Annotated in this window: 20 protein-coding genes and 1 rRNA gene; 17 read left to right on the plus strand and 4 right to left on the minus strand. The window is 72.7% G+C overall.

Annotated features, from left to right (window positions below):
* Window positions 1-98: ribosomal RNA gene (rrf, locus tag ADL15_RS22350) — 5S ribosomal RNA — on the plus strand; the annotation flags it as partial.
* Between the two features lie 622 nt (window positions 99-720).
* Here the strand turns inward: rrf and ADL15_RS56490 are convergent.
* On the minus strand, window positions 721-2,253 hold the full coding sequence (locus ADL15_RS56490) for a hypothetical protein (protein WP_067694464.1): 1,533 nt from the start codon (window positions 2,251-2,253) through the stop codon (window positions 721-723).
* On the opposite strand from ADL15_RS56490, the gene ADL15_RS22360 reads away from it, so the two are divergent.
* Entirely contained in the window at window positions 2,230-3,225 is a 996-nt protein-coding gene (locus ADL15_RS22360; protein WP_083971587.1) for a tetratricopeptide repeat protein, read from the plus strand. The two genes, ADL15_RS56490 and ADL15_RS22360, sit on opposite strands and share 24 nt — an antisense overlap.
* Window positions 3,222-4,220, plus strand: coding sequence for an HAD-IIA family hydrolase (locus tag ADL15_RS22365; protein ID WP_067694468.1), 999 nt, complete (start codon window positions 3,222-3,224; stop codon window positions 4,218-4,220). The genes ADL15_RS22360 and ADL15_RS22365 overlap by 4 nt, the downstream gene beginning before the upstream one ends.
* A gap of 382 nt (window positions 4,221-4,602) precedes the next feature.
* Here ADL15_RS22365 and ADL15_RS22370 read toward each other — a convergent pair whose 3' ends face one another.
* Window positions 4,603-4,815 carry a hypothetical protein gene (locus ADL15_RS22370; RefSeq protein WP_067694471.1) on the minus strand — a complete coding sequence of 71 codons (213 nt, stop codon included), beginning with the start codon at window positions 4,813-4,815 and terminating at the stop codon, window positions 4,603-4,605.
* A gap of 148 nt (window positions 4,816-4,963) precedes the next feature.
* Here ADL15_RS22370 and ADL15_RS56495 point away from each other — a divergent pair, with 148 nt between their 5' ends.
* The gene (locus tag ADL15_RS56495; protein WP_067694474.1) at window positions 4,964-6,244 is read left to right on the plus strand and encodes a methyl-accepting chemotaxis protein; all 1,281 of its coding nucleotides are present in this window, start codon (window positions 4,964-4,966) and stop codon (window positions 6,242-6,244) included.
* Here ADL15_RS56495 and ADL15_RS22380 read toward each other — a convergent pair.
* Both ADL15_RS22380 and ADL15_RS22385 read right to left on the minus strand, forming a co-directional pair.
* Window positions 6,241-6,777 (minus strand): GNAT family N-acetyltransferase, encoded by a 537-nt coding sequence (locus tag ADL15_RS22380; protein WP_067694477.1) that lies wholly within the window; start codon window positions 6,775-6,777, stop codon window positions 6,241-6,243. The two genes, ADL15_RS56495 and ADL15_RS22380, sit on opposite strands and share 4 nt — an antisense overlap.
* 181 nt (window positions 6,778-6,958) lie before the next feature.
* Window positions 6,959-7,294, minus strand: a complete 336-nt coding sequence (locus ADL15_RS22385; RefSeq protein ID WP_067694678.1) for an SCP2 sterol-binding domain-containing protein — start codon at window positions 7,292-7,294, stop codon at window positions 6,959-6,961.
* A gap of 95 nt (window positions 7,295-7,389) precedes the next feature.
* Between ADL15_RS22385 and ADL15_RS56500 the strand changes: the two genes are divergently transcribed.
* From ADL15_RS56500 to ADL15_RS22450, 13 genes are all read left to right on the plus strand, one after another.
* Window positions 7,390-8,685, plus strand: a complete 1,296-nt coding sequence (locus ADL15_RS56500) for a hypothetical protein (protein WP_198170959.1) — start codon at window positions 7,390-7,392, stop codon at window positions 8,683-8,685.
* A gap of 220 nt (window positions 8,686-8,905) precedes the next feature.
* Entirely contained in the window at window positions 8,906-9,115 is a 210-nt protein-coding gene (locus ADL15_RS54320; RefSeq protein ID WP_198170960.1) for a hypothetical protein, read from the plus strand.
* 24 nt (window positions 9,116-9,139) lie between these two features.
* The gene (locus tag ADL15_RS22400; protein ID WP_232344282.1) at window positions 9,140-10,075 is read left to right on the plus strand and encodes a TlyA family RNA methyltransferase; all 936 of its coding nucleotides are present in this window, start codon (window positions 9,140-9,142) and stop codon (window positions 10,073-10,075) included.
* A gap of 112 nt (window positions 10,076-10,187) precedes the next feature.
* Window positions 10,188-11,075, plus strand: a complete 888-nt coding sequence (locus ADL15_RS22405) for an NAD kinase (protein ID WP_067694482.1) — start codon at window positions 10,188-10,190, stop codon at window positions 11,073-11,075.
* Window positions 11,076-11,128: 53 nt separating this feature from the next.
* The gene (gene recN / locus ADL15_RS22410) at window positions 11,129-12,886 is read left to right on the plus strand and encodes a DNA repair protein RecN (RefSeq protein ID WP_067694485.1); all 1,758 of its coding nucleotides are present in this window, start codon (window positions 11,129-11,131) and stop codon (window positions 12,884-12,886) included.
* A 73-nt stretch (window positions 12,887-12,959) separates the two neighbouring features.
* The gene (gene steA, locus ADL15_RS22415; protein ID WP_067694489.1) at window positions 12,960-14,138 is read left to right on the plus strand and encodes a putative cytokinetic ring protein SteA; all 1,179 of its coding nucleotides are present in this window, start codon (window positions 12,960-12,962) and stop codon (window positions 14,136-14,138) included.
* A 7-nt stretch (window positions 14,139-14,145) separates the two neighbouring features.
* On the plus strand, window positions 14,146-15,087 hold the full coding sequence (locus tag ADL15_RS22420; protein WP_067694492.1) for a copper transporter: 942 nt from the start codon (window positions 14,146-14,148) through the stop codon (window positions 15,085-15,087).
* Between the two features lie 15 nt (window positions 15,088-15,102).
* Window positions 15,103-15,936, plus strand: coding sequence for a hypothetical protein (locus ADL15_RS22425; protein WP_067694495.1), 834 nt, complete (start codon window positions 15,103-15,105; stop codon window positions 15,934-15,936).
* Window positions 15,933-17,606 carry a murein biosynthesis integral membrane protein MurJ gene (murJ, locus tag ADL15_RS22430; protein WP_083971590.1) on the plus strand — a complete coding sequence of 558 codons (1,674 nt, stop codon included), beginning with the start codon at window positions 15,933-15,935 and terminating at the stop codon, window positions 17,604-17,606. The genes ADL15_RS22425 and murJ overlap by 4 nt, the downstream gene beginning before the upstream one ends.
* 235 nt (window positions 17,607-17,841) lie before the next feature.
* On the plus strand, window positions 17,842-18,957 hold the full coding sequence (locus ADL15_RS22435; protein ID WP_067694498.1) for a glycosyltransferase family 4 protein: 1,116 nt from the start codon (window positions 17,842-17,844) through the stop codon (window positions 18,955-18,957).
* A complete protein-coding gene (locus tag ADL15_RS22440) occupies window positions 18,954-21,191 on the plus strand; it encodes a hypothetical protein (protein WP_083971592.1) in 2,238 nt (745 codons plus the stop codon). Before ADL15_RS22435 ends, ADL15_RS22440 begins: the two co-directional genes overlap by 4 nt.
* A gap of 121 nt (window positions 21,192-21,312) precedes the next feature.
* Window positions 21,313-23,001: a CTP synthase gene (locus tag ADL15_RS22445; protein WP_067694501.1), complete on the plus strand. Its 1,689-nt coding sequence runs from the start codon at window positions 21,313-21,315 to the stop codon at window positions 22,999-23,001.
* Window positions 23,001-23,558, plus strand: coding sequence for an NUDIX domain-containing protein (locus ADL15_RS22450; RefSeq protein WP_067694504.1), 558 nt, complete (start codon window positions 23,001-23,003; stop codon window positions 23,556-23,558). The genes ADL15_RS22445 and ADL15_RS22450 overlap by 1 nt, the downstream gene beginning before the upstream one ends.
* The last annotated feature ends 23 nt before the right edge of the window (window positions 23,559-23,581 follow it).

Raw genomic sequence — 23,581 nt, forward strand, 5'->3', positions numbered from 1 at the left:
GGGAAACGCCCGGTTACATTCCGAACCCGGTAGCTAAGCCCTCCAGCGCCGATGGTACTGCACTCGGGAGGGTGTGGGAGAGTAGGACGCCGCCGGACTCAACGTAACGGTCGAGGGCCGCCCCACACGGGGTCGGCCCTCGACTGCGTTTAAGACTCTGTGCCCTAGTAACTTTGTGTTTAGAGGTAAGGCCGCCCGCACCGAGAGGCCGCCGCCGTACTTGGAAGGAATTGATCCGTGACTACAGGACCGCAGGACGGCGGCTCCAGCAACCGCGACGACGACGGCCGGAGTGGCCGCAGTCGCGATGGCGGCGACGCCCGCCGCGGCGACGGAGGCGGATACCAGGGCGGCGACCGGGGCGCGAACCGGTCCGGCGACCGTGACCGTGGTGGCTACCAGGGTGGTGGCGACCGGGGTGGATTCCGTGGTGGCGACCGTCCGACCGGCGGCGGCGACCGTGGTGGCTCCCGCGGGGGTTACCAGGGTGGCGGCGCGCGTGGTGGCGACCGTCCGGGTTACCAGGGTGGCGGCTCCCGTGGTGGAGATCGCCCCGGTTACCAGGGTGGCGGCGACCGCGGGGGTTCCCGTGGCGGCTACCAGGGCGGCGGCGGTGACCGTCCGCAGGGCGGCGGCTTCCGTGGCGGCGACCGCGACCGGGGCAGCTCGGCCGGCGGTGGCGAGCGGCGCAGCTTCGCTCCGCGTGACGACCGTGGCGGTTCACAGGGCGGGGGTTTCCGCAGCGGTGGCGACCGTCCGGGTTACCAGGGTGGCGGCTCGCGCGGTGGTGACCGTCCCGGTTACCAGGGTGGTGGCGACCGTGGCGGTTTCCGCAGCGGTGGCGACCGTCCGTCGACCGGTGGTTACCAGGGTGGTGGCGACCGCGGGGGTTCCCGTGGCGGCTACCAGGGTGGTGGCGACCGGCCGCAGGGTGGCGGGTTCCGTGACCGTCCGTCCGGTGACCGTCCGGGCTACCAGGGTGGTGGCGACCGCGGTGGTTTCCGTAGTGGTGGCGACCGTCCGTCGGGCGACCGTCCGGGTTACCAGGGTGGCGGCTCGCGTGGTGGTGACCGTCCGGGTTACCAGGGTGGTGGCGACCGCGGTGGTTTCCGCAGTGGTGGCGACCGTCCGTCCGGTGACCGTCCGGGTTACCAGGGTGGCGGGGACCGCGGTGGATACCGTGGTGGCGACCGTCCCACCGGTGACCGTCCCGGTTACCAGGGTGGTGGCGACCGTGGCGGCTTCCGTAGTGGTGGCGACCGTCCGTCGGGTGACCGTCCGGGTTACCAGGGTGGCGGCGACCGCGGGGGTTCCCGTGGCGGCTACCAGGGTGGTGGCGACCGGCCGCAGGGTGGCGGCTTCCGCAGCGGTGGCGACCGTCCGTCCGGTGACCGTCCCGGTTACCAGGGTGGCGGGGACCGCGGTGGATACCGTGGTGGCGACCGTCCCACCGGTGACCGTCCCGGTTACCAGGGTGGTGGCGACCGCGGTGGCTTCCGCAGCGGTGGCGACCGTCCGGGTTACCAGGGTGGCGGCTCGCGCGGTGGTGACCGTCCCGGTTACCAGGGTGGTGGTGACCGTGGCGGCTTCCGCAGTGGTGGCGACCGTCCGTCGGGCGACCGCCCGGGCTACCAGGGTGGTGGCGACCGCGGGGGTTCTCGTGGCGGCTACCAGGGTGGCAGCAGCGACCGCCCGCAGAGCGGCGGCTTCCGTGGTGGCGACCGGACCGGTGGCCCGCGGGAGAGCTTCCAGGGTGGCGGCGACCGTAGTGGTGGCGGCTACCGGGACCGTGGCGACCGTCCGCAGAGCGGTGGCTTCCGTGGTGGCGACCGGGACCGTCCGTCCGGTGACCGTCCGGGCTACCAGGGTGGTGGCGACCGCGGCGGCTTCCGCAGCGGTGGCGACCGTCCGTCCGGCGACCGTCCCGGTTACCAGGGTGGTGGCGACCGCGGTGGATACCGTGACCGTCCCACCGGTGACCGTCCCACTGGTGACCGGCCGACCGGTGACCGTCCGGCGTACCAGGGTGGCGGCGACCGCGGGGCTTCCCGTGGTGGCGACCGTGACCGTGGCGGCTACCAGGGTTCCGCGCCGCAGGGCCGGGAGACCGAGCGTGTGCAGGACGAGAGCGGACAGCCTTCGTTCCAGGCCCCGCGGATCCCGGACGACATCGTCGCGACCGACCTGGACCAGGACGTGCGCGCCGAGCTGGTGAGCCTCTCCCGGGAGATGGCCGAGTCCGTCGCCCGGCACCTGGTGGCGGCCGGTCAGATCATCGACGAGGACTCCGAGCTGGCTCTGCAGCACGCCCTCGCGGCGCGGCGGCTGGCCTCGCGGATCGCTGTGGTCCGGGAAGCTGTCGGCCTCGCGGCGTACGCGGCCGGCGACTGGACGACGGCGATCGCCGAACTCCGCACGTACCACCGGATGAGTGGCAAGCAGACGCACCTGGCCGAGCTGGCCGACTGCGAGCGGGCCCTGGGCCGGCCGGAGCGGGCGATCGACCTGTTCCGCGGCGCCGACGTGGCGAAGCTGGAGAAGGCCGGTGCGATCGAGCTGCTGATCGTGGCGGCCGGTGCGCGGGGTGACCTCGGTCAGCACGAGGCGGCCGTCGCGATGCTCCAGGTCAAGGAACTGACCGCGGAGGAGACTGCCGAGTGGGCGGCGCGACTGCGGTATGCCTACGCGGACGCTCTGCTCGCGGCGGGTCGTCGGGACGAGGCGCGTGAGTGGTTCGTCCGTACGGCCACGGTCGACGAGGACCAGCTCACCGACGCGGCGGACCGGGTGCTCGAGCTCGACGGCGTCACCATCGAGGGTGACGACGACGAGGACGAGGAGCAGGACGACGAGGCCAAGGCCGAGGGCGACCAGCCCGCTGCCGCCGCCGACGCGGACGACGAAGACGAAGACGACCTCGAGGACGAAGAGGACGACGAGGACTTCGACGACGACGACGAAGACGATGAGGACGAGGACGACGAGGTGCCGGCCGCGGTGGCCGAGACCGACGTCAACACCGACGCTCTGACCGTCGAGAAGGTCGACGCCGGCACGTTCGACGCTGACGAGGACGACGCTGACGAGGACGACGCTGACGAGGACGAGGCCGTCGAGGCCGAGCCCGTGAAGGCGAAGTCGAAGAAGGCGAAGGCCGAGCCGGCCACGGACGAGAAGGCCGCCGATGAGGTCATCGGCGGTGCGGACGACCGGTCGCAGGCGTGAGTGACCACCTCGCCGGCGGTTACGACCTGGCCGTCTTCGATCTGGACGGCGTCGTCTTCCTGATCGACAAGCCGATCCCGGGCGCGGCCGAAGCGGTCGAGCGGCTGCGCGCGGACGGGACGTCGATCGCGTACGCGACGAACAACGCGTCCCGTCGCGCCGCCGATGTGGCCACGCTGCTCAACGGCATGGGTGTGAGCGCCGAGTCGGCCGAGGTCCTGACCTCGGCCGGCGCGGCCGCCGCGCTGATCGCCGAACACGTACCGGCCGGTTCGCCGGTGCTGGTGGTGGGCGCGGAGGCACTGCGCGGCGAGGTGCGCGACGCCGGGCTCACCCCGGTGGAATCGGCGGACGACGCGCCGGTCGCGGTGGTTCAGGGGTACGGGCCCGAGGTGGGCTGGAAGATCCTGTCCGAGGCGGCGCTCGCGGTTCGTGCGGGCGCCACCTGGTACGCCACCAACACCGACCGCACCCTGCCGAGCCCGCGCGGCCCGCTGCCGGGGAACGGCTCGCTGGTCGCGGTGCTGCGGACCGCCCTGGACCGGGAACCGGACGTGGTGGTCGGCAAGCCGCAACCGGCGCTGTTCACCACGGCGGCCTCGCTCGCCAAGGCGGAGAAGCCTCTGGCGATCGGGGACCGGCTGGACACCGACATCCAGGGCGCCGTCGGCGCCGGGATGGACAGCCTGCTGGTGCTGACCGGCGTCAGCGGCCCGGCCGATCTGCTGGCCGCGTCCGCCGAGCGGCGGCCGACCTTCGTGTCCGCCGACCTGTCCGGCCTGTTCCGCCCGGCGGACCAGGCTCGGGTGCCGGCCGCGGAGGTCGACGGCTGGCAGGTCACCCGCGACGGTGACCGTGCGGTGCTGACCGGGTCCGGTGACCCGGTCGACGCCCTGCGGCTGCTGTGCGGGGTCACCTGGGACGGCGTCCCGGTGGCCAACATCGCGGCGGACTCGGACGAGGCCACCAAGGTGCTGAACGGCTGGGGTCTCTGACCAGTTCTCTCAAGCGTGACAACGTAGCCCCGGCCTTCGGCCGGGGCTACGTCCATTTCCGGCCACCACACCCGGCCAGCGCACGCCGGACTCGGCTGGTCCTCAGGGGTGCCTCAGGGTGCCGGAGGCACCCCTGAGCACCAGCCGGAACCCGGGCGCGCGCTGCGGTCCGGGCTGGTGTCGGCTGGGCGTGAGGGGTGTCTCGGGGTGCCGGAGGCACCCCGGAGAGCCAGCCGGGGTCTGGGGGCGCGTGGCGGTCCGGGGTGGCACGGTCTTGCGTCTGCCTCACGGGCGGGACGTGGCTCGTAGCCTGCGGGCGGGCGCTCCGTATTCGTACCGGAAAAGGGTGAAGCGGGAGGCGGGCCGCCTTCCGGGGGCGGGCTCAGTGGTGGTAGCGCCGGTGGTCGGGCTGGTGGCGGCGACGGGGGAGCAAGGGTGCTTCCGGGTCGATGTGGAAGATGCCGTCGACCATCGCCACCATGGTGGAGCTCATGTAATCAAAATCGGGCACCGCGACGCGTTCAGCGCGTTGGTGAACGTTCGCGGCGGTGACCGTGCCGTCGATGCACGGGACGTCGGGGCGGACGTGAATCATGATCGCCTCCCAGTTGCCCGGGGCGGCCGTCGTCCGGCGGTCGCTCGCTGTCCCTCCATCGTCGCACCGGCCGAAGCGGCGAGGCCAGCAATGATGCGATTGGCGTAGGAAAGGTCAATCAGGCCGGGTCCCGGTCGAAGGGTGTGGTGTGAGCTCAATTACGTTGCCGCGCGGTGCCCGGCTCTCCGAGGGGTCGTGGCGTGCCCGGCACCGCATCATCAGTCGACTGCTCTGGTTCCACGTGCCGGCGTTCCTGGTGGTGGGGATGATCGGGCCGCGGCCGCGCTGGGAGGTCGTGCTGCTCACCGCGGCGGTGGCCGGCTGGGCGGCGCTGATCCCGGTGCTGCCCAGCACAACGGCGAAGGCCTCGCACACCAGCGTCGGGTTGATCGCCTGCACGTTCGTGGCGATCGAGCTGTCCGGCGGCTCGATGACCGCGCACATCCATCTGTACGCGATCCTGATCTACGTGGCGCTTTATCAGATGTGGGCGCCGCTGATCTCGGCCGTGGTGGTCGTGGTGGTGCACCACGGGGTGCTCGGCCTGCTCGCGCCGGAACGGGTGTTCGGCATGCACCACATGGGGGTGCCCGCGGCGATCGAGCAGGTCGCGGTGCACGCCGGGCTGGCCGCCGTCGAGGTGGTCGGCATCGTGATCTTCTGGCACTTCGCGGAGCAGGCGGAGCGGGAGAACGAGCAACTCGCTGCGGACGCCGAGCAGGCCCGGACGGCGACCGAACGGGCCGAGCGGGCGGCGAGCGAGCGGGCCGCCGAGGATCTGCGGATCCGGTCGGAGGAGGCGGCCGAGCAGGCCCGGCAGATGAACGCGGACGTGGCGTCGATCAGCGCCGAGGCGCACGCGGCGATCTCCGCGGTCGCCGCGGTGGACCGGGAGATGGCCGCGCTGACCGCTTCTGTTCAGGACATCGCGGCCCGGTCGGCGGCCGCGGCCGGCACCGCGTCGGCCGGCAAGGACGCGGCGGCGTCCGCGGGGGAGAAGGTCCGGGCGCTCGAGCGCTCGGTCGGTGAGATCGCCGCGGTGAACGCGATCATCGCGTCGCTCGCCGACCAGACGAACCTGCTCGCGCTGAACGCCACCATCGAGGCGGCCCGGGCCGGCGAGGTCGGCAAGGGGTTCGCGGTGGTGGCCGGCGAGGTCAAGGACCTGGCCCGGGAGACCGCGACGTCGGTGGAACGGGTGAACACGGTGATCAGCGCGATCGTGGCGGAGACCGACGACGTGGCGCAGACGTTCGCCGCGACGACCGGGTCGGTGGACGGCATCCACGCGCTGCAGCTGAACATCGCATCGTCGGTGGAGGAGCAGGCGGCGGTGCTGGCCGAGGTGACCAAGCAGCTCTCCACGGCGACGGCGTCGGCGGATCAGGTGCTGGTGGGGCTGGAGGCGCTGGCGGCCAAGGCCGGCTAGTCGGCACGCAGCCCGACGCAGTCCAGGTCCCAGAAAGTGTGCAGGTAGACCAGGGTGCCGGTGAGTTCCGGGCGGTGTGCGGCGAGTGGCATGACCTGAAAGCCGGGGTCCGGGATGCGCAGCGACGGCTTGCGGAAGCCGAGGCCGTCGCCGGCGACGAAACCCTGCCTCGCGTAGTACGCCGGGTCGCCCTCGAGGAAGACCAGCGGGACGTCGCGCTTGTCCATGTCGGCGGCCCCGTGCCGGATCAGGGCGGTGCCGACACCCTGGCGCTGCCGCTCCGGGAGGACCGAGAGCGGGCTGAGCACCTGCACCGGGACGAGCTGGTCCGGCGCGTCCAGGATGCTGCGGGTGAACATCACGTGCCCGATCAGGTCGCCGTCGTCGTCGGCCACCAAAGCGTGAAACTCCGGGTCGTCGCGGCGCAGGGCGGTGACCAGGTCGGCGACGACTCGGCCCCGATGGCCGAAGGCGCGGGCGACGAGGTGGTCGACGGCGGCGTGGTCGGCGGGGGTCTCGGGGCGTATCAGCATTCCGCGAGATTATGGGGCGAGGGGCGTGGCGGGCAGCCGAATTTCCGGGGCCTCGTTCCCGATCATTTCGGGGTGTCCGTTCCTGATCTGAACGATCTGCGGTCTCGGCTCGTATCCGCAGATGTGATCAGCGGAGTGAGCTCCGTGGATGCGATCGGCGGAGTGAGCTCCGCAGATGTGATCAGAGGAGTTTGCGGAGCTTGAGCAGGTCGAACGGGTTCGCCTTGACGGTGACCTGGCGGGACGCGATCGCGCGGGTGACGTCCAGCTTGCCCTGGATCAGCGCGATCAGGTCGTCGCCGCCGGCGATCAGGGCGATCTTCGCCTTGGGGTCGTCGCCGTCGGCGATGTCGACCAGCAGGCCGCCGGAGATCCGGGCGTGGAAGGCGGTGTCCAGGTCGGTGACCCGGCAGGCGAGGGTGCGATCGAGGTCGAGCCGGCCGCGAGCCTCGGCATTCGCCGCGAGCTTGGCGGCCAGGTCGTGCAACGCCTGGCGGCACTCGTCCACGGTGGCCATCGGCATCTCCCCTCGCGACACCAGCACCGTACCCCAGGAAGTTGTCGGGAGCTCCCGGTAGCGTGGCACCCGACGTGGCGAGAGGAGGAGAGATCATGCCGGATGCATGGCGGGCTTATCTGGACCTGGCCCTCGGGCTGACCGAGACGCCCCGGAAGAAGGCGCAGAAGGTCGCCGGTGAGTTGCTCAACCGGGGCGGTGCGACCGCGGCGCAGGTGCAGGGGCTGGTCGAGGACCTGCTCTCGGCGGGCATCGCCAACCGTGAGGCGCTGACCAACATCGTGCGGTACGAGGTGGACCGCGCTCTCGGGCGGGTCGGCCTGGCGACCGCGGACGAGGTGGCCGAGCTGACCACGCGCCTCCACGATCTGGAGAAGCGGCTGCGGGAGGCTCAGGCTCGCGTGGACGGGGGTGGGCTCGGTGGTCCGATCGCTCCCGCGTCGCCTGGTGCCTCCGCGTCTCCGGCCTCGTCGGGCGGCTCTGTGTCGTCGGGTGGCGCTGTCTCTTCGAGTGGGCGTGCCGCTTCGGGTGGGCGTGCCGCTTCGGGTGGGCGTGCCGCTTCGGGTGGGCGTGCCGCTTCGGCTGGGCGTGCCGCTTCGGCTGGGCCTGCTAAGAAGGCGGTGGCCAAGAAGGCGATCGCTAAGAAGGCTGTGAAGGCGACGCCTAATGCGATGCCGTCGGCCGGGACGTTGCAGGCCGGACCGCCCGGGAACGCGGCGGCGTCGGTTGCTGGGGTGGGCTCTGCGGCGCTGTCGAGCGCGCCGGTGAAGAAGGCCGCACCGGTGAAGAAGGCCGCACCCATCAAGAAGGCTGCGCCGGTCAAGAAGGCTGCGCCGGTTGGTGAGGCTGTGCGGCCTGCGCCGGTCAAGAAGAGTGCGGCTCCGCGTCCGTCGGTGAAGGCGCCTGCGCCGGGATCCACATCGGCTGCGGAGACTCCGGCCGAGAAGGCTCCGGCGAAGCGGGCGCCGCGGAAGACAGCGGCCCAGCGGGCCGGTTCCAGCGTTCCGGATTCACCGGGTCCGGTGGGCAGCTCGCTTCCGGCGGGGACCGCGGCGTCACCGGTGAGCGAGGTCAAGGAGGCGGCGGCCGCGACCGAGCTGCCGCCCACGGCGGTCAAGGAGGCGGCGGCCGCGACGGAGTCGTCGCCCACGGCGGGCAAGGCGGCGCCGAGCCAGCCGACCCGGCGCAAGGCTGCGCCGGGCAAGGCAGCGGCGGCCAAGGCGACGCCGAGCAAGGCCGCGCCGAGCAAGGCCGCGCCGGTTGCGCCGAGCAAGGCGGTGCCGGTTCGGCGGGCGGCCAAGAGGGCAGCTCAGGTGCCGAGTCAGGCGCAACCCGCCGAGGCGCAACCGGTGGCGGAGAACGCCGGCCGGACCGAGAGCACGGAGGCGTGATCCTGTGACGTTCCCGAACGCCGTGCCCGGCGCGCCGCGCCCGGGCGGTCCTTACCCCGGACCGCAGCCGGGCGGGGCGCGGCCCGGCCCGCAACCGGGTGGCATGCGGCCCGGGCAGCAGCCGGGGCAACACCCGGGGCAGCAGCCCGGAGGCGTGCGGCCGGGGCAGCCGGGTGGTGGGTTCCGGCCTGGTCCGCCGCAGGGTGGGCAGCGGCCGCCGATGCCGCATGCGCCGGCTGAGGCGGTGGCTCCGGGGCCGCAATACCGCATCGGCGCGGACGGCTTGGTGGAGGAGACCGGTCACCCGGCCGTGGACGCGGTGTTAAGTTCGCTCGCCAATGCCGCGCGGCTGGTACCGGGCGAGCAGATCGCCGAATACGAGGCCGCGCACCAGGTGCTCCAGGAGACTCTGGCCAGCATCGATCGCTGACCGACGTACCAAAAAAGGATCTTGATGGCCCGCCGTGCGCGTCTCGACGCCGAGCTCGTCCGTCGTAAGCTCGCCCGCTCCCGGGAACAGGCTGCCCAGCTCGTGGCGGCCGGCCGGGTGCAGGTCCGGGGGACCGTGGCCCACAAGGTGGCGGCCATGGTCGACCCGGCCGACCCGGTGCTCGTCACCGGGGAGGACCCGCAGACCGAATACGTCTCCCGGGGCGGTCACAAACTGGCCGGCGCGCTCGCCGCGTTCGGCCGTAAGGGGCTGACCGTCGAGGGGCGGCGCTGCCTGGACGCCGGCGCGTCCACCGGCGGGTTCACCGACGTGCTGCTGCGCGCCGGCGCCGAGCGGGTGGTCGCTGTCGACGTCGGGTACGGCCAGCTGGCCTGGCCGATCCGTACCGACGAGCGGGTCGACGTGCACGAGCGGACCAACGTGCGGACCCTCACCCCCGACAAGATCGGCGGAACGGTCGACCTGACCGTGGCCGACCTGTCGTTCATCTCGCTGCGCCTCGTGCTGCCGGCCCTGGCCGCCTGCACCGGGCCGGAGGGTGACCTGGCGCTGATGGTGAAGCCGCAGTTCGAGGTCGGCAAGGAGCGCGTCGGCACGGGTGGCGTGGTGCGCGACTGGCGGCTGCGCGCCGAGGCCGTGCTGGACGTCGCGGCCGTCGCCGCCGGGCTGGGCCTGGGCGTGGTGGACGTGACCGCGAGCCCGCTGCCCGGCCCGAGCGGCAACGTCGAGTTCTTCGTCTGGTTCCGCCGGGACGCCCCGCCCGCCGACCGGGAACGCGTGGAAGCGGTGGTCGCCGCCGGCCCGTCCGGCGAGGAGACCCCGGAAGGCGGGCCGTCCGCCGAGGCCGCCCCTGGCAGCCCCGGCGCCGTCGAAGCGGTTGCGTCCGCGGGCACGGAGCCTGCCGCCGCGGCGACCGCCGGCCCGGAGCCCGCGGCGTGACCGCGCCCGCCGGTCGGAGGACCGTGCCCGCGCCCGCGGCGCACATTGATCAGCCGGTGCCGGCAGTGGAGCCGGGCACGGAGCAGCCGGTGGTGGCCACCTTGGAGGAGACATGACCCGCTCGGCCCTGCTGGTGACGCACACCGGGCGCCGGCAGAGTACGCAGCACGCCCGTACGGTCGCTCTCGACCTGATCGCGGCGGGCTTCGACGTCCGGGTCATCGCCGACGAGGCGGCTGACCTGGCGTTGCCCGACGAGGTGATCGCGGTCGAGGGACCGGACGCGGCCGAGGGCGTGGAGATCGTGCTGGCGCTCGGCGGTGACGGCACGTTCCTGCGCGCCGCCGAGGTGGCCCGCCCGGCCAAGGCACCCCTGCTCGGCATCAACCTCGGCAAGGTCGGCTTCCTGGCCGAGGCCGAGGTCGAGCACATCGACGAGGTGATCGCCGACATCATCGCCGGTGGCTACGACGTGGACGAGCGGCTCACCCTGGACGTGCGCGCCGAATACGACGGCCGGCTGATCGCCGAGTCCTGGGCGCTCAACGAGGTCACCGTGGAGAAGGGGCAGCGCGCGCAGATGCTCGAGCTGCTCGTCGACGTGGACGGCCGGCCGCTGTCCCGTTACGGCTGCGACGGTGTGGTGTGTGCCACACCGACGGGGTCGACGGCGTACGCGTTCTCGGCCGGTGGCCCGGTCGTCTGGCCGGGGGTGGAGGCGCTGCTGCTGGTGCCGATCAGCGCGCACGCGTTGTTCAGCAAGCCGCTGGTGACCGCGCCCACGTCCACGTTCGTGCTCACCGTCGACCCGTACACGTCTTTTGCCGTGCTCTGCTGTGACGGCCGACGCACCTGGGACCTGCCGCCGGGCTCGCGGGTGACCGTCGAGCGGGGCCAGCTGCCCGTTCGGCTGGTCCGCCTGGCCCCGCGTCCCTTCACGGACACCCTGGTGGCGAAGTTCGAGCTGCCGGTGGTCGGCTGGCGGGGTAATCGACGCTGATCAGAAACACCCACGCTGGGCAATTGTCGGGGGGCACCACTACCCTCTGCCCTGTGCTGGAGGAACTGCGTATCACCGGACTGGGCGTCATCGACGACACGACGCTGCGGCTGACGTCGGGTATGAACGTGATCACCGGCGAGACCGGCGCCGGTAAGACGATGGTGGTGACCGGTCTCGGACTGTTGTTCGGTGGCCGGGCCGACGCCGGTCGGGTCCGTGCCGATCCGGGGCGGGCCGTCGTCGAGGGCCGGCTCAAACTGCGCGGCACCCTCGGCGACGCGGTCCGCACCCGGATCACCGACGCCGGGGGTGAGACCGACGAGGACGGGTCGCTGCTGCTGAGCCGTACGGTGACCGCCGAGGGGCGGTCCCGGGCGCACGTCGGCGGCCGGAGCATGCCGGTGTCCACGCTCGCCGAGCTGGGCGAGCAGGTGCTGGCCGTGCACGGCCAGTCCGACCAGTTGCGTCTGCTGCGCCCGAGCGAGCAGCGGTCCGCGCTGGACCGGTTCGCCGGTGCCGGGCACGAGAAGCTGCTGGAGAGCTATCGCGAGGCGTTCAGCCGCTGGCGCCGGGTGGTCGACGACCTGGCCGACCGCCGGCGTAACGCCCGGCAGCGCTCGCAGGAGGCCGACCTGCTGAAACTCGGGCTCGACGAGATCACCCGGGTCGACCCGCAGCCGAACGAGGACGAGGACCTGCGCGCCGAGGTGCAGCGGCTGGAGCACGCCGAGGGGCTGCGCACTGCCGCCGCCCTGGCCGCTCAGGCGCTCGCCGGCGGCGTGGAGTCGGCCGATGACACCCCGGATGCCACCACCCTGCTCGGCACCGCCCGGCGCACGCTGGAGGGGCAGTCCGGCGTCGACCCGAAACTGGGCGAGCTGGCCCTGCGGATCGAGGAGGCGGCCACCCTGGTCGGCGACGTCTCCTCGGAGCTCTCGGCGTATCTGAGCGAGCTGGACGCCGACCCGGCCCGGCTCGAGGCGATCTACGAGCGCCGGGCCGCGCTGCGCGGCCTGACCCGCAAGTACGCCGACGACATCGACGGCGTGATCGTCTGGGCGGAGAACGCGAAGACCAAGCTGGCCGACCTGGACAACTCCGACGAGCTGCTCGAGGAGCTGGACAAGGAGCGCCAGCGGCTGGCCGCCACGGTCGGCGAGCTGGCCGGCCGGTTGACCGCGGCCCGGCGTGACGCCGCGGTCCGGTTCTCCGAGGCGGTCAGCGTGGAGCTGGCCGGGCTGGCGATGCCGCACTCCCGGGTCGAGGTGGCGGTCATCACCCGCGCGCCGAGCCGGGACGAGCCGTCGGTGACGGTCGACGGGCAGGAGCTGGCCGCCGGCGCGGACGGCGCCGACGAGGTGGAGCTGCGGTTGCTGGCCCATCCGGGCGCGCCGTCGCTGCCCTTGCAGAAGGGCGCTTCCGGTGGTGAGCTGTCCCGGGTGATGCTCGCCATCGAGGTGGTGTTCGCCGGGGCCGGTGGGCCGCCCACGCTGGTCTTCGACGAGGTCGACTCCGGGGTCGGTGGCACGGCCGCGGTGGAGATCGGCCGGCGGCTGGCGCGGCTCGCCCGTACGCATCAGGTCCTTGTTGTCACGCACCTCCCGCAGGTCGCCGCGTTCGCCGACCGGCACCTGGTGGTGGCGAAGGACACCGGTGGCGCGATCACCACGAGCGGTGTCCGGATCGTTGAGGAGACCGAGCGAGCGCGGGAGTTGTCCCGGATGCTGGCCGGCCTGCCGGATTCGGACCTGGGTATCGCCCATGCGGAGGAGTTGCTGGCCGTCGCCGGGCGCGAGAAACGTGGTTGAAAAGACCGTTTTGTCAATGAGCTAGAGCATGTCTAACGGGGGCCGTGTGAAGCGGCGTGTCAGGATGGCCGGGATGCGACTTCCCACCTTGCGCCGTGTGCGCACCAGCGAGCCGGGCCGGGTTTCCGGCGTTGCCCGGCTCGACCGGCGCACCAAACGGCTGACCGGGCGGCTGCGGCCCGGCGAGATCGCCGTGATCGACCATGTCGACCTGGACCGCGTCGCGGCCGACTCGCTCGTCGCGTCCGGGGTGATCGCGGTGCTCAACGCCAAGCCGTCGATCTCCGGGCGGTACCCGAACCTGGGCCCCGAGGTGTTGATCCAGGGCGGCGTGGTGCTGCTCGACAACCTCGGCGAGGAGGTCTTCGCCGGGTTGCGCGAGGGCCAGGTGATCGGCATCGAGGGCGACCAGGTGCTGCTCGACGGCAAGCCGGTCGCCACCGGCATCCGGCAGGACGCGGAGACCGTGGCGGCGTCGATGGCCGAGGCGCGCGAGGGCCTGTCGGTGCAGCTCGAGGCGTTCGCCGCGAACACCATGGACTACCTCAAGCAGGAGCGTGACCTGCTCCTCGACGGGGTCGGCGTGCCCGACGTGGAGACCCGGATCGCCGGGCGGCACGTGCTGATCGTGGTCCGGGGGTACGACTACAAGGAGGACCTCGACGTCCTCCGGCCGTACATCCGGGAGTACAAGCCGGTGCTGATCGGTGTCGACGGCGGCGCCGACGCGCTGGTGGAGAACGGCTACACCCCCGACATGATCATCGGGGACATGGACTCGGTCACCGACGACGTGCTGCGCTGCGGCGCCGAAGTGGTCGTCCACGCGTACCCGGACGGGCGCGCGCCGGGTCTGGAGCGGGTCAGCAACCTGGGCGTCGACGCGCTCACCTTCCCGGCCGCGGCGACCAGCGAGGACCTCGCGATGCTGCTCGCCGACGAGAAGGGCGCGTCGCTGATCGTGGCCGTCGGTACGCACGCCAACCTGGTCGAGTTCCTCGACAAGGGCCGTGGCGGCATGGCGTCGACGTTCCTGACCCGGCTCAAGGTCGGTGGCAAGCTGGTCGACGCCAAGGGCGTCAGCCGGCTCTACCGGCAGAACATCTCCGGCTCGGCGCTGCTGCTGCTGGTCCTCTCGGCGATGGCCGCGATGGCCTCGGCGGTGGCGGTCTCCACGGTGGGAAAGGCCTACCTGACCGTGGTGTCCGAGTGGTGGGACAATCTCGTCTTCCAGCTGGGCAATCTTTTCTGAGGGCGTCGTGATCAACTTCCGGTACCACGTGGTGTCACTCACCGCGGTATTCCTCGCCCTGGCGATCGGCCTGGTGGTCGGCACCGCCGCGCTCAACGGTCCGGTCTCGGAGAACCTGAAGAACCGGCTCACCGAGCTCAACAAGGACAACAACGTCAAGCGCGACCAGGTCAACCAGTACAAGGACGAGCTCAGCCGGAACCAGGAGTTCGCCGGCGGGATCGCACCGTACGTGCTGGCCGGCAAGCTGACCGCCCGCAAGGTCGCGGTGGTGGGGCTGCCCGGCGCCAAGGACTCGGTCGAGGGCGTCGTGAAGATGCTCAACGTGGCCGGTGCGACGATCACCGCGCGGGTCACCTTCGAGGACAAGCTGATCGACCCGAACTTCGCCAACGAACTGCTCGACCTGGCCGACCAGTCGTCGCAGCCGACCATCGGCGCGGTGGGCCTGCCGCAGAACAGCGACGGCGTGGAGACCGCCAGCGCGCTGCTCGCGCTGACCCTGCAGAGCAGCACGGCGCCGGCGACACCTGCCGCACCGGGTGACGTGACCGCGGTGCTGACCGCGTTCACCAAGGCCGGTTACATCTCGGTGGACGACGACGCGGTCGGCGGCGCCGAGGTGGTCGTGCTGGTCGCCGGCGCTCCGGCGACCGACCAGGACGCCTCGAAGAAGGCGGCCAACAACGTCAAGGTGGCCGACCAGTTCAGCAAGAACCACCGCCCGCTCGTGGTGGCCGGGGACAGCGCCGGGGACAGCAACCTGGTCGCCGCGGTCCGCAGCGACCCGACGCTGGTCAAGGAGATCTCCACGGTGGACAACGTGAGCACCGTGCAGGGTCAGGTGGTGACCGCGATGGCCACTCACGAGCGGCTGGTGCTGAGCCGGATCGGTCAGTACGGCCTCGCCGCGGGAGCCACCTCGGTGGTGCCGTCGGCGGGCCCGTAGGGCAGACTTCCAGCCATGGCCTTCCTCCGCTCGCTCGGGACCGGCGCGCTCGTGGCACGTGCCGTGCTCGGCTGGGTGCGTCGTGACCCGAACGCCGGTGACCTGCGCCGGACCAACTTCCACGGGCGGACGGTCACCCTGGCCGGCGGTCCGGCCCTGGCGGCCGGCGCCACCCTCGGCGCGGCGGCCGGCGCACCGACCGGCCGGCTCGCGGCCGCCGCGGTGACGGCCGGCGCGGTCAGCGGCGCGGTCGGCCTCTACGACGACATCGTCGGCAACCGCCCGGAGCAGAAGACCGCGAAGGGTTTCGCCGGTCACTTCGGCGCGCTCCGCGACGGCCGGGTCACCAGCGGCCTCGTCAAGATCGGCGGGGTGGGCGCGGCCGGTCTCGTGGCCTCCGCGCTGATCGGCAGCCGTCGCACCGGCCGGTTCGGCCGCGGCGCCGACGTGCTGCTCGGCGCCGGTGTGATCGCCGGGACGGCGAACCTGCTCAACCTGCTCGACCTGCGCCCCGGCCGGGCGATCAAGGCCGGTCTGCTGCTCGGCGCGCCGCTCGCGGTGGGCCGGGGCGCGTCGATGACCGCCGGCACGCTCGGCGCGAGCGCCGCCCTGCTCCCGGCCGACCTGAACGAAGAGATCATGCTCGGCGACTCCGGGGCGAACGCCCTCGGCGCGCTGCTCGGCGTCGCGTTCACCGCCCGCACCGGCACACTCGGCCGGCTGACCGCGCTCGCGGCCCTCGCCGCGCTCACCGCGGCCAGCGAGAAGGTCAGCTTCACCAAGGTCATCCAGGACACGCCGTGGCTGCGGCGCCTCGACGAGCTCGGCCGCCGGCCTCCGCAGGCGTGACGTCCCCGAACGACGCCGACGCCGCCCCCGCGACGCCGGCCGAACCCGCCACTCCCGGTTCGTCGCCCGGTGCCAGGTCCGATGCCGCTCCCGGCCGCTCCGTTTCCGGTACGGCGGCCAAAGTCGCCGGCGCAGCCGTCCTGATCACTGTCCTGACCGCCGTCGCGCGGATCGCGGGGTTCGGCCGCACGTTCGTCTTCCTGCACACGGTCGGCAACAAGAACCTCGCCGACATCTACAACGCGGCCAACACCATCCCGAACATCGTGTTCGAGCTGGTGGCCGGCGGCGCCCTGGCCAGCCTCGTGGTACCCCTGTTGGCCGGGCACGTCGCGGCGGGCGACCGGCGCCGGGTCAACGAGGTCGCCTCCGCGCTGCTCACCTGGGTGCTCGCGCTGCTCATCCCGGCGGCCGTGCTGGTCATGCTGCTGGCTGGTCCGATCGCCGGGCTGCTGCCCAAGGTGCCGCCGGACCATCAGGAGGTCGCCGCGAGCATGCTGCGGGTGTTCGCGCCGCAGCTCCCGCTCTATGGCGTCGGCATCGTGCTCACCGGTGTGCTGCAGGCGCACCACCGGTTCGCCTGGCCGGTGATCGCGCCGTTGCTGTCCAGCGTCACCGTGATGGGCGCCTACCTGGCCTACGCCGTGATCGACGGTGCCAAGACCGATTTCGCCGGGCTGAGCACGCCGGGCGAGCTGGCACTGTCGGCGGGGACCACGTTCGGTGTGGTGGTGCTCTCGCTCTGCCTGGTGATCCCACTCCGGCGGGTGGGCCTGCGGTTGCGCCCGGCGTTCCGGTTCCCGGGCGGCGAGGGCCGGCAGGCGGTCCGGCTCGGCTGGGCGGGCGCGGTCACCGTCGGATCGCAACAGGTGATGACGCTGGTCGTGGTCCTGCTGACGGCGAGCGCCGGGCTGACCAACTACACCGCCGCGCAGACGGTCTTCCTGCTGCCGTGGGCGGTGCTGGCGGTCCCGCTGGCGACCGCGGTCTATCCCCGGCTCTCGGCCTCGGCGGCCCAGGGCGACGAGGATGGCTTCCGCGCCGCGTTGTCCGGCACCGCCCGGACCGTCGTGCTGCTGGCCGGGCTCGGTGCCGCTGCCCTGGTCGCGCTTGCCGTGCCGGCGACGGTTCTGCTCGGCGCCAGGCCGGCTGCGGCCGGGATCGTCGGGTTCGCGCCCGGGCTGTTCGGCTACGCCCTGTTCGCCCTGCTGTCCCGGGCGCTCTACGCGCGTGGCGCGACGGCCTCCGCGGCGTATTCGACAGCGATCGGTTGGGCGGTGGCCGCGGTGGCCGGGCTGCTGCTCGGGCAGTCCGGTGCGGCCCGGCAGATGTTCGGCCTGGGGCTGGCCAACGCGATCGGCATGACCGTCCTCGCGGTGCTGCTCGTCGTCGCGGTGCGCCGGCACGCGGGAACAGCCGCGCTGGCCGGGTTGCCGCGCGCGCTCGTCGCCGCTGTCGTCGCAGCCGCTGCGGCCGGTCTGGCCGGGTGGGGTGTGGTGGCCGGGCTGACCGCGGCCTTCTGGCCCGCGGCGGGCATCCTCGGCAGCCTGGTCGAGGGTGTGCTGGGCGGCCTCGCGGTCGTCGTGGTCTTCGTCGCGGTGGCTTTCCTGCTGGACCGGCGGGACCTCAGCCCGCTGGCCGGCACGCTGACGAGACGGTTGCGCAGATGATCCGGCTGGCTTCCAGAGGTCTTTCCCGCCCGTGATAGACACCTGAGAGCCAGCCGGCGAGCGGTGGGCGGGCTGGTTGTCAGGGGTGTGTCACAGCGGTCGAGACACCCCTGGGAGCCGGCCGGCTAGCGGTGGGTGGGCTGGTTGACGGACCCCGGGGGAACGGCCGGGGACGGGGACGTGTGAGGGTTGTCCGACGGATTGCCGGGACGCGGAAATCCGCCCAGAGAGGGGTATGACGTTCGTGAGCAGCGACGACGGCTGGAGCGGTTCGGTCGTGCTGGTGCTCGGCTCCGCCACCGGCGGCACCGGCGGGCACGTCCTCTCGCTGGCCCGCGGACTGGTCGCGGCCGGCTGCCGGGTGCTGGTCTGCGGCCCGGCCGCCAACGACGAACACTACGGCTTCACCACGGCCGGAGTGGAGTACTCACCGCTGGAGATCCCGGCCGACCCCGGCCCGCAGGACTCCGGCGCGATCCGGGCGCTGCGCCGCGCGATCGCCGGGCGGGACGCCGACGTCATCCACGCGCACGGGCTGCGCGCCGCCTTCGTGGTGTCCCTGGCCCGCACCGGGGTGCCGCTCGTGGTGACCTGGCACAACGCCGTACTGGCGAAGGGTCTTCGGGGTCAGGCCGGCGCGCTGGTCGAACGGATCGTGGCGCGCAACGCCGATCTCACCCTGGGCGCCTCCGAGGACCTGGTCGAGCGGGCCGTGCTGATGGGCGCGAAGAACGCCCGGCTCGGCCCGGTGGCCGCACCCGAGCTGCGCTCGCCGAAGCGCACCCGGCAGGCGGTCCGCGCCGAGTTCCGGATCAAGGGGAACACCCCGCTGATCCTGTCGGTCGGCCGGCTGCACCCGCAGAAGCACTACGACCTGCTCGTCGACGCGGCTGCGCGGTGGCGTGACCTGGACCCGTCGCCGGTGGTCGTGGTGGCCGGCTCCGGGCCGAGCTACATGCCGCTGGCGCAGCGGGCGTCGCGCGAACACGCCCCGTTCCACCTGCTCGGGCACCGGGGGGACGTACCCGACCTGCTGCTCGGCGCCGACCTCGCGGTGGTCACCAGCGACTGGGAGGCCCGGCAGCTGTTCGCCCAGGAGGCGTTGCGGGCCGGCGTGCCGCTGGTCACCACCGCCGTGGGCGGGTTGCCCGGGCTGGTCGGTGACGCCGCGGTGCTGATCCCACCGAAGGACCTGGACGCGCTGGACCGGGCCGTACGCGATCTGCTGAACGATCCGCAGCGTCGCGCGGACCTGGCCGCCCGCGGTCCCGTGCAGGCCGCGACCTGGCCGGACGAGCAGGCCGTGGTGACCGCGGTCCGGGTCGCGTACGCCGAAGTGACCGCGTCGTGACCGGCCGCCTCGATCGGATCAAGCGGGTCCGCCCGCCGGGTGCCCCGCGTGATCGTCGCGCCGCGGACTGGGTGCCCTACCTGCTCGTCGTGCTGGTCGCGGTGGCCAGCCTGATCGGGCTGACGATCCGCCCGACCGGCGAGACGAAGCGTGGCACCGCGGACTTCGTGGTGGTCGCCGCCGCGGCCGGTCTGCGCTGGGACGACCTCGACCCGCAGCGCACCCCGGCACTCTGGGCGGAGGCCGGCAAGGGCTCGACCGGCTGGCTGTCGGTGCGCTCGGCGCACCAGGTGACCTGCCCGTCGGACGGCTGGCTGACGCTGGGCGCCGGCAACTACGCGGCCTGGGACACCCAGGCGGTGCACGGCAAGTGCCCGGCCGCCGTGCCGGAGGTGACCCGCCCGGACGCCATCGGCGCGAACGTGACCGCGCAGCGCGCCGTGGTGCGCACCAATCAGGACAAGCTTCCCTACGGTACGACCCCGGGCGCCCTGGCCGAGTCGGTCCGCTGCACGGTGGCGATCGGCGCGAACGCGGCGATCGCGGCGGCCCGCCCGTTCGGCCGGGTCGACCAGTATGCCGAGACGCTGCCCGCCGACCCGAAGAAGCTGCTCTCCGAGTGCGTGCTGAGCTTCGTCGACCTGGGCACCATCACCGGTTCCGGCGCGGAACGGCAGGCCGCGGTCGCCGCCGCCGACGCCACCCTGGCCCGGATCCTCGCGGCCCGCCCGGACCGGTCGCTGATGCTGATCGCCGGGGTGGCCGACACCGAGAGCACCTCGCGGCTGCACGTGGCGATCGCCGAGGGCGACGGCTGGGAGGGCGGCTGGCTCACCTCGGCCGGCACCGGCCGGGACGGTTACCTGCAACTGGTCGACCTGGCGCCGACCGTGCTGGCGGCGCTGAGCCGGTCCGCGCCGGAGAAGCTGTTCGCCGGGTACGCGGCGAGCGTCTCGACCGGCCGCCCGGCCGACGTGGCCACCGCGATGCAGGGGCGCAACGACGCGGACCAGCGGGCGATCGCCCAGCGGGGCGTGGCGTCGATCTTCTTCGCCGTGCTGGCCGGCATCGAGGTGCTGCTGTTCCTGGCGATCGTGCCCCTGCTGATGCGGGCCCGCCGGCACGCCGGTCCGGCCGCACCGCCCGGCCCGCCGGCGCGGCTGGTGGCGGTCGCCGAGGCGGCCCTGATCGCGGCCGCGCTGGCCATCCCGGCGGCGCTGGTCGCCGACGTGGCGCCGTGGTGGAGCAGCGCGCATCCGGCCTGGATGTTCGGTGGCGCGACGTTCGGGCTGATGCTGGCCGGCACCCTGGCGGTGCGGCTGGCGCCGCGGTACCGGATGACGTTGTGGCCGATGGGCGCGGTGGCCGCGATCAGCGCCATCGTGATCGTGGTGGATCTGCTGACCGGGGCGCGGCTGCAGCTCAACGGCGTGGCCGGCTACTCGGCGACGCACGGGGTGCGCTACACCGGCCTGGGTGGTGTCGGCCTGGGCGTGTTCGTGGCCGGGCTGCTGCTGACCGCCGGCTCCGTCGCCCAGTACGTGGGCCGGACCTGGCGGCCGGTGGTGGTGGTGCTGCTCGGCGGGCTGGGTGTGGTGATGGTGGGCAGTCCGTACCTGGGCGCCGACCCGGTCGGCGCGATCGCGGTGACCGCCGGGGTGTGCGTGGCGGCCGCGATCAGCTCGGGGGGCTGGCTGACGTTCCCGCGGTTCGCCTGGTCGGCCGTCGCCGGGCTGGCGGTGACCGCCGGGTTCGCGGTGCTCGACCTGAACCGGGCGCCCCTGGAGCAGGGCACCCTGGGCCGGTTCCTGTCCGCGCTGGGCAGCGGTACGGCCGGTCCGGCCATGCAGCGCGCCGCCGCGGCGAACGGGCAGGCCCTGCTGGACAGCCCGCTGAGCCTGCTGGCCATAGCCGGAGCGGTGATGCTGGCTTTCTGCCAGTTCTCCCCGTGGGGCGGCCTGAACCGGGTCTACGGGCTGCACCCGGCGGTCCGGGCGGCGATCTCCGGCACCGCGGTGGCGTCGATCACGGCCGGGATCCTCGGCGGCACCGCCCTCGGGGTGGCCGGCGCGGCAGCCGCGACAGCGGTCCCGGTGGCAGTTTTGACCGCTTTGCGGGTATTGCTGCATGCCGCGGATCGAACCACGCCACCCGGCGAGAGCGACGGTCCGGGCGGCCCGTTGTTGCGCAAAGCCGACGAGGGTGAACTGACAGTGACCGAATCGGCCGGCTGACACGCGCGCCGACCAGCCCGAACGCCGCACGCCCGGCAATCAGTGTTACGGTGAATTCCCGTGGATGGGCGCTGACGCCCGGTCTGCACGAACCGGAATACGGCGACCACGGGAGCGGGCCTTGGCCTCAACAGTGCGCGACACTCGGCACATCTTTGTCACCGGGGGCGTCGCCTCCTCGCTGGGCAAGGGCCTCACCGCCTCTAGCCTCGGCAATCTGCTCACCGCCCGCGGACTCCGCGTCGTGATGCAGAAGCTCGACCCTTACCTGAACGTCGACCCGGGCACGATGAACCCGTTCCAGCACGGTGAGGTCTTCGTCACCGAGGACGGCGCGGAGACCGACCTGGACGTCGGCCACTACGAGCGCTTCCTGGACCGGGATCTGTCCGGCAAGGCGAACGTGACGACCGGCCAGGTGTACTCGGCGGTCATCGCGCGGGAGCGGCGGGGTGAGTACCTCGGCGACACCGTCCAGGTCATCCCGCACATCACCAACGAGATCAAGAGCCGGATCTTCGCGATGGCGGATCCGGACGAGAACGGCAACGTCCCGGACGTGGTGATCACCGAGGTCGGTGGCACCGTCGGCGACATGGAGTCGCTGCCGTTCCTCGAGGCGATCCGGCAGGTCCGCCACGAGGTGGGCCGCGATCACGTGTTCTACCTGCACGTGTCGCTGATCCCGTACCTCGCGCCGTCGGGTGAGCTGAAGACCAAGCCGACCCAGCACTCGGTGGCGGCGCTGCGCAACATCGGTATCCAGCCGGACGCGCTGATCTGCCGCAGCGACCGGGAGATCCCGGAGAAGATGCGGCAGAAGCTGTCGCTCTACACCGACGTGGACGTCGAAGCCGTCATCGCCTGCCCGGACGCGCCGAGCATCTACGACATCCCGAAGGTGCTGCACGACGGCGGCCTGGACGCCTACGTGGTGCGCCGGCTCGGCCTGTCGTTCCGCGACGTGAACTGGAAGACCTGGAACGACCTGCTGGAGCGGGTGCACCACCCGAAGCGGACGATCACCATCGCGCTGGTCGGCAAGTACGTCGACCTGCCGGACGCGTACCTCTCGGTCACCGAGGCGATCCGGGCGGCCGGCTTCGGCAACACCGTGAAGATCCAGATCCGCTGGGTGCCGAGCGACGACTGCGTGACGCCGGCCGGCGCCGCGACCGCGCTCAAGGGCGTCGACGGCATCGTCATCCCGGGCGGCTTCGGCGTCCGCGGGATCGAGGGCAAGGTCAACACCTCCCGGTACGCCCGGGAGAACGGCATCCCGATCCTCGGCCTCTGTCTCGGCCTGCAGTGCATGACCATCGACGCGGCGCGCAACCTGGCCGGGCTGGCCGGCGCGAACTCGCTGGAGTTCGACGAGACCGCGACGTACCCGGTGATCTCCACGATGGCCGACCAGGAGGACATCGTCGCGGGCAAGGGCGACATGGGCGGCACCATGCGGCTGGGCGCCTACCCGGCGACGCTCACCGAGGGTTCGATCGTGGCCGAGGTCTACGGCTCGACCGACATCTCCGAGCGGCACCGGCACCGGTACGAGGTCAACAACGACTACCGGGACAAGCTGGCCCAGTCCGGCCTGATCTTCTCCGGCACCTCGCCGGACGGCCGGCTGGTCGAGTTCATCGAGCTGGACCGGGCCGTGCACCCGTACTTCGTGGCCACCCAGGCGCACCCGGAGCTGAAGAGCCGCCCGACCCGCCCGCACCCGCTCTTCGACGGCCTGGTCCGGGCCGCCGTGGTCTACGCCGCCGCCGACGAGCTGCCGGTCGAGCCGGTCGAGGCCTCTTGATGGCGTTCGAGCACGAGACGGTCACCCGGACCGAGCGGTACCGGGGTCCGATCTTCGACGTGTTCACCGACGAGGTGACCATGTCGGACGGCGGCACGGCCAAGCGCGACGTGGTGCGCAACCGCGGCGCGGTCGTCGTGGTGGCGCTCGACGAGGACGGCCGGGTGGTGCTGATCAAGCAGTACCGGCACCCGCTCGGCGCCAAGATCTGGGAGCTGCCGGCCGGGCTGCGCGACGTCGAGGACGAGGAGCCGGCGCTGACCGCGGCCCGCGAGCTGGCCGAGGAGGTGGACCTGGCGGCCGGCCGCTTCGACAAGCTGGTCGAGCTGCACACGTCGCCCGGGTTCAGCACCGAGCACGTCCTGATCTACCTGGCCCGGGACCTGACCGAGGTCCCGGCGCCCGACCGGCACCGGCGCACCGAGGAGGAGGCCGACCTCGAGGTGGTCCGGGTCGACCTGGACGAGGCGGTCGCCATGGCGCTGCGGGGCGAGATCACGAATGCGGCCGCGGTGGCCGGCCTGCTCGCCGCGGCCCGGTTCCGCGACGCCGCCTGAGAAGCAATGCCGGCTGAGAAGCG

Source organism: Actinoplanes awajinensis subsp. mycoplanecinus (genome assembly GCF_001509495.1).
In the GTDB taxonomy this organism is placed as follows: Bacteria; Actinomycetota; Actinomycetes; order Mycobacteriales; family Micromonosporaceae; genus Actinoplanes; species Actinoplanes palleronii.

Bases quoted from the DNA above. Each gene is read 5' to 3' on its own strand.
- ADL15_RS22450 (WP_067694504.1), top strand. From the start codon at position 23,001: ATGGCGTTCGAGCACGAGACGGTCACCCGGACCGAGCGGTACCGGGGT.
- ADL15_RS22400 (WP_232344282.1), top strand. From the start codon at position 9,140: ATGGCCCGCCGTGCGCGTCTCGACGCCGAGCTCGTCCGTCGTAAGCTC.
- ADL15_RS56500 (WP_198170959.1), top strand. From the start codon at position 7,390: ATGCCGGATGCATGGCGGGCTTATCTGGACCTGGCCCTCGGGCTGACC.
- steA (WP_067694489.1), top strand. From the start codon at position 12,960: ATGCGACTTCCCACCTTGCGCCGTGTGCGCACCAGCGAGCCGGGCCGG.
- ADL15_RS22405 (WP_067694482.1), top strand. From the start codon at position 10,188: ATGACCCGCTCGGCCCTGCTGGTGACGCACACCGGGCGCCGGCAGAGT.
- ADL15_RS22360 (WP_083971587.1), top strand. From the start codon at position 2,230: ATGGCCGAGTCCGTCGCCCGGCACCTGGTGGCGGCCGGTCAGATCATC.
- ADL15_RS22370 (WP_067694471.1), bottom strand. From the start codon at position 4,815: ATGATTCACGTCCGCCCCGACGTCCCGTGCATCGACGGCACGGTCACC.
- ADL15_RS22435 (WP_067694498.1), top strand. From the start codon at position 17,842: ATGACGTTCGTGAGCAGCGACGACGGCTGGAGCGGTTCGGTCGTGCTG.
- ADL15_RS22380 (WP_067694477.1), bottom strand. From the start codon at position 6,777: ATGCTGATACGCCCCGAGACCCCCGCCGACCACGCCGCCGTCGACCAC.
- ADL15_RS22425 (WP_067694495.1), top strand. From the start codon at position 15,103: ATGGCCTTCCTCCGCTCGCTCGGGACCGGCGCGCTCGTGGCACGTGCC.
- ADL15_RS54320 (WP_198170960.1), top strand. From the start codon at position 8,906: ATGCCGCATGCGCCGGCTGAGGCGGTGGCTCCGGGGCCGCAATACCGC.
- ADL15_RS22385 (WP_067694678.1), bottom strand. From the start codon at position 7,294: ATGGCCACCGTGGACGAGTGCCGCCAGGCGTTGCACGACCTGGCCGCC.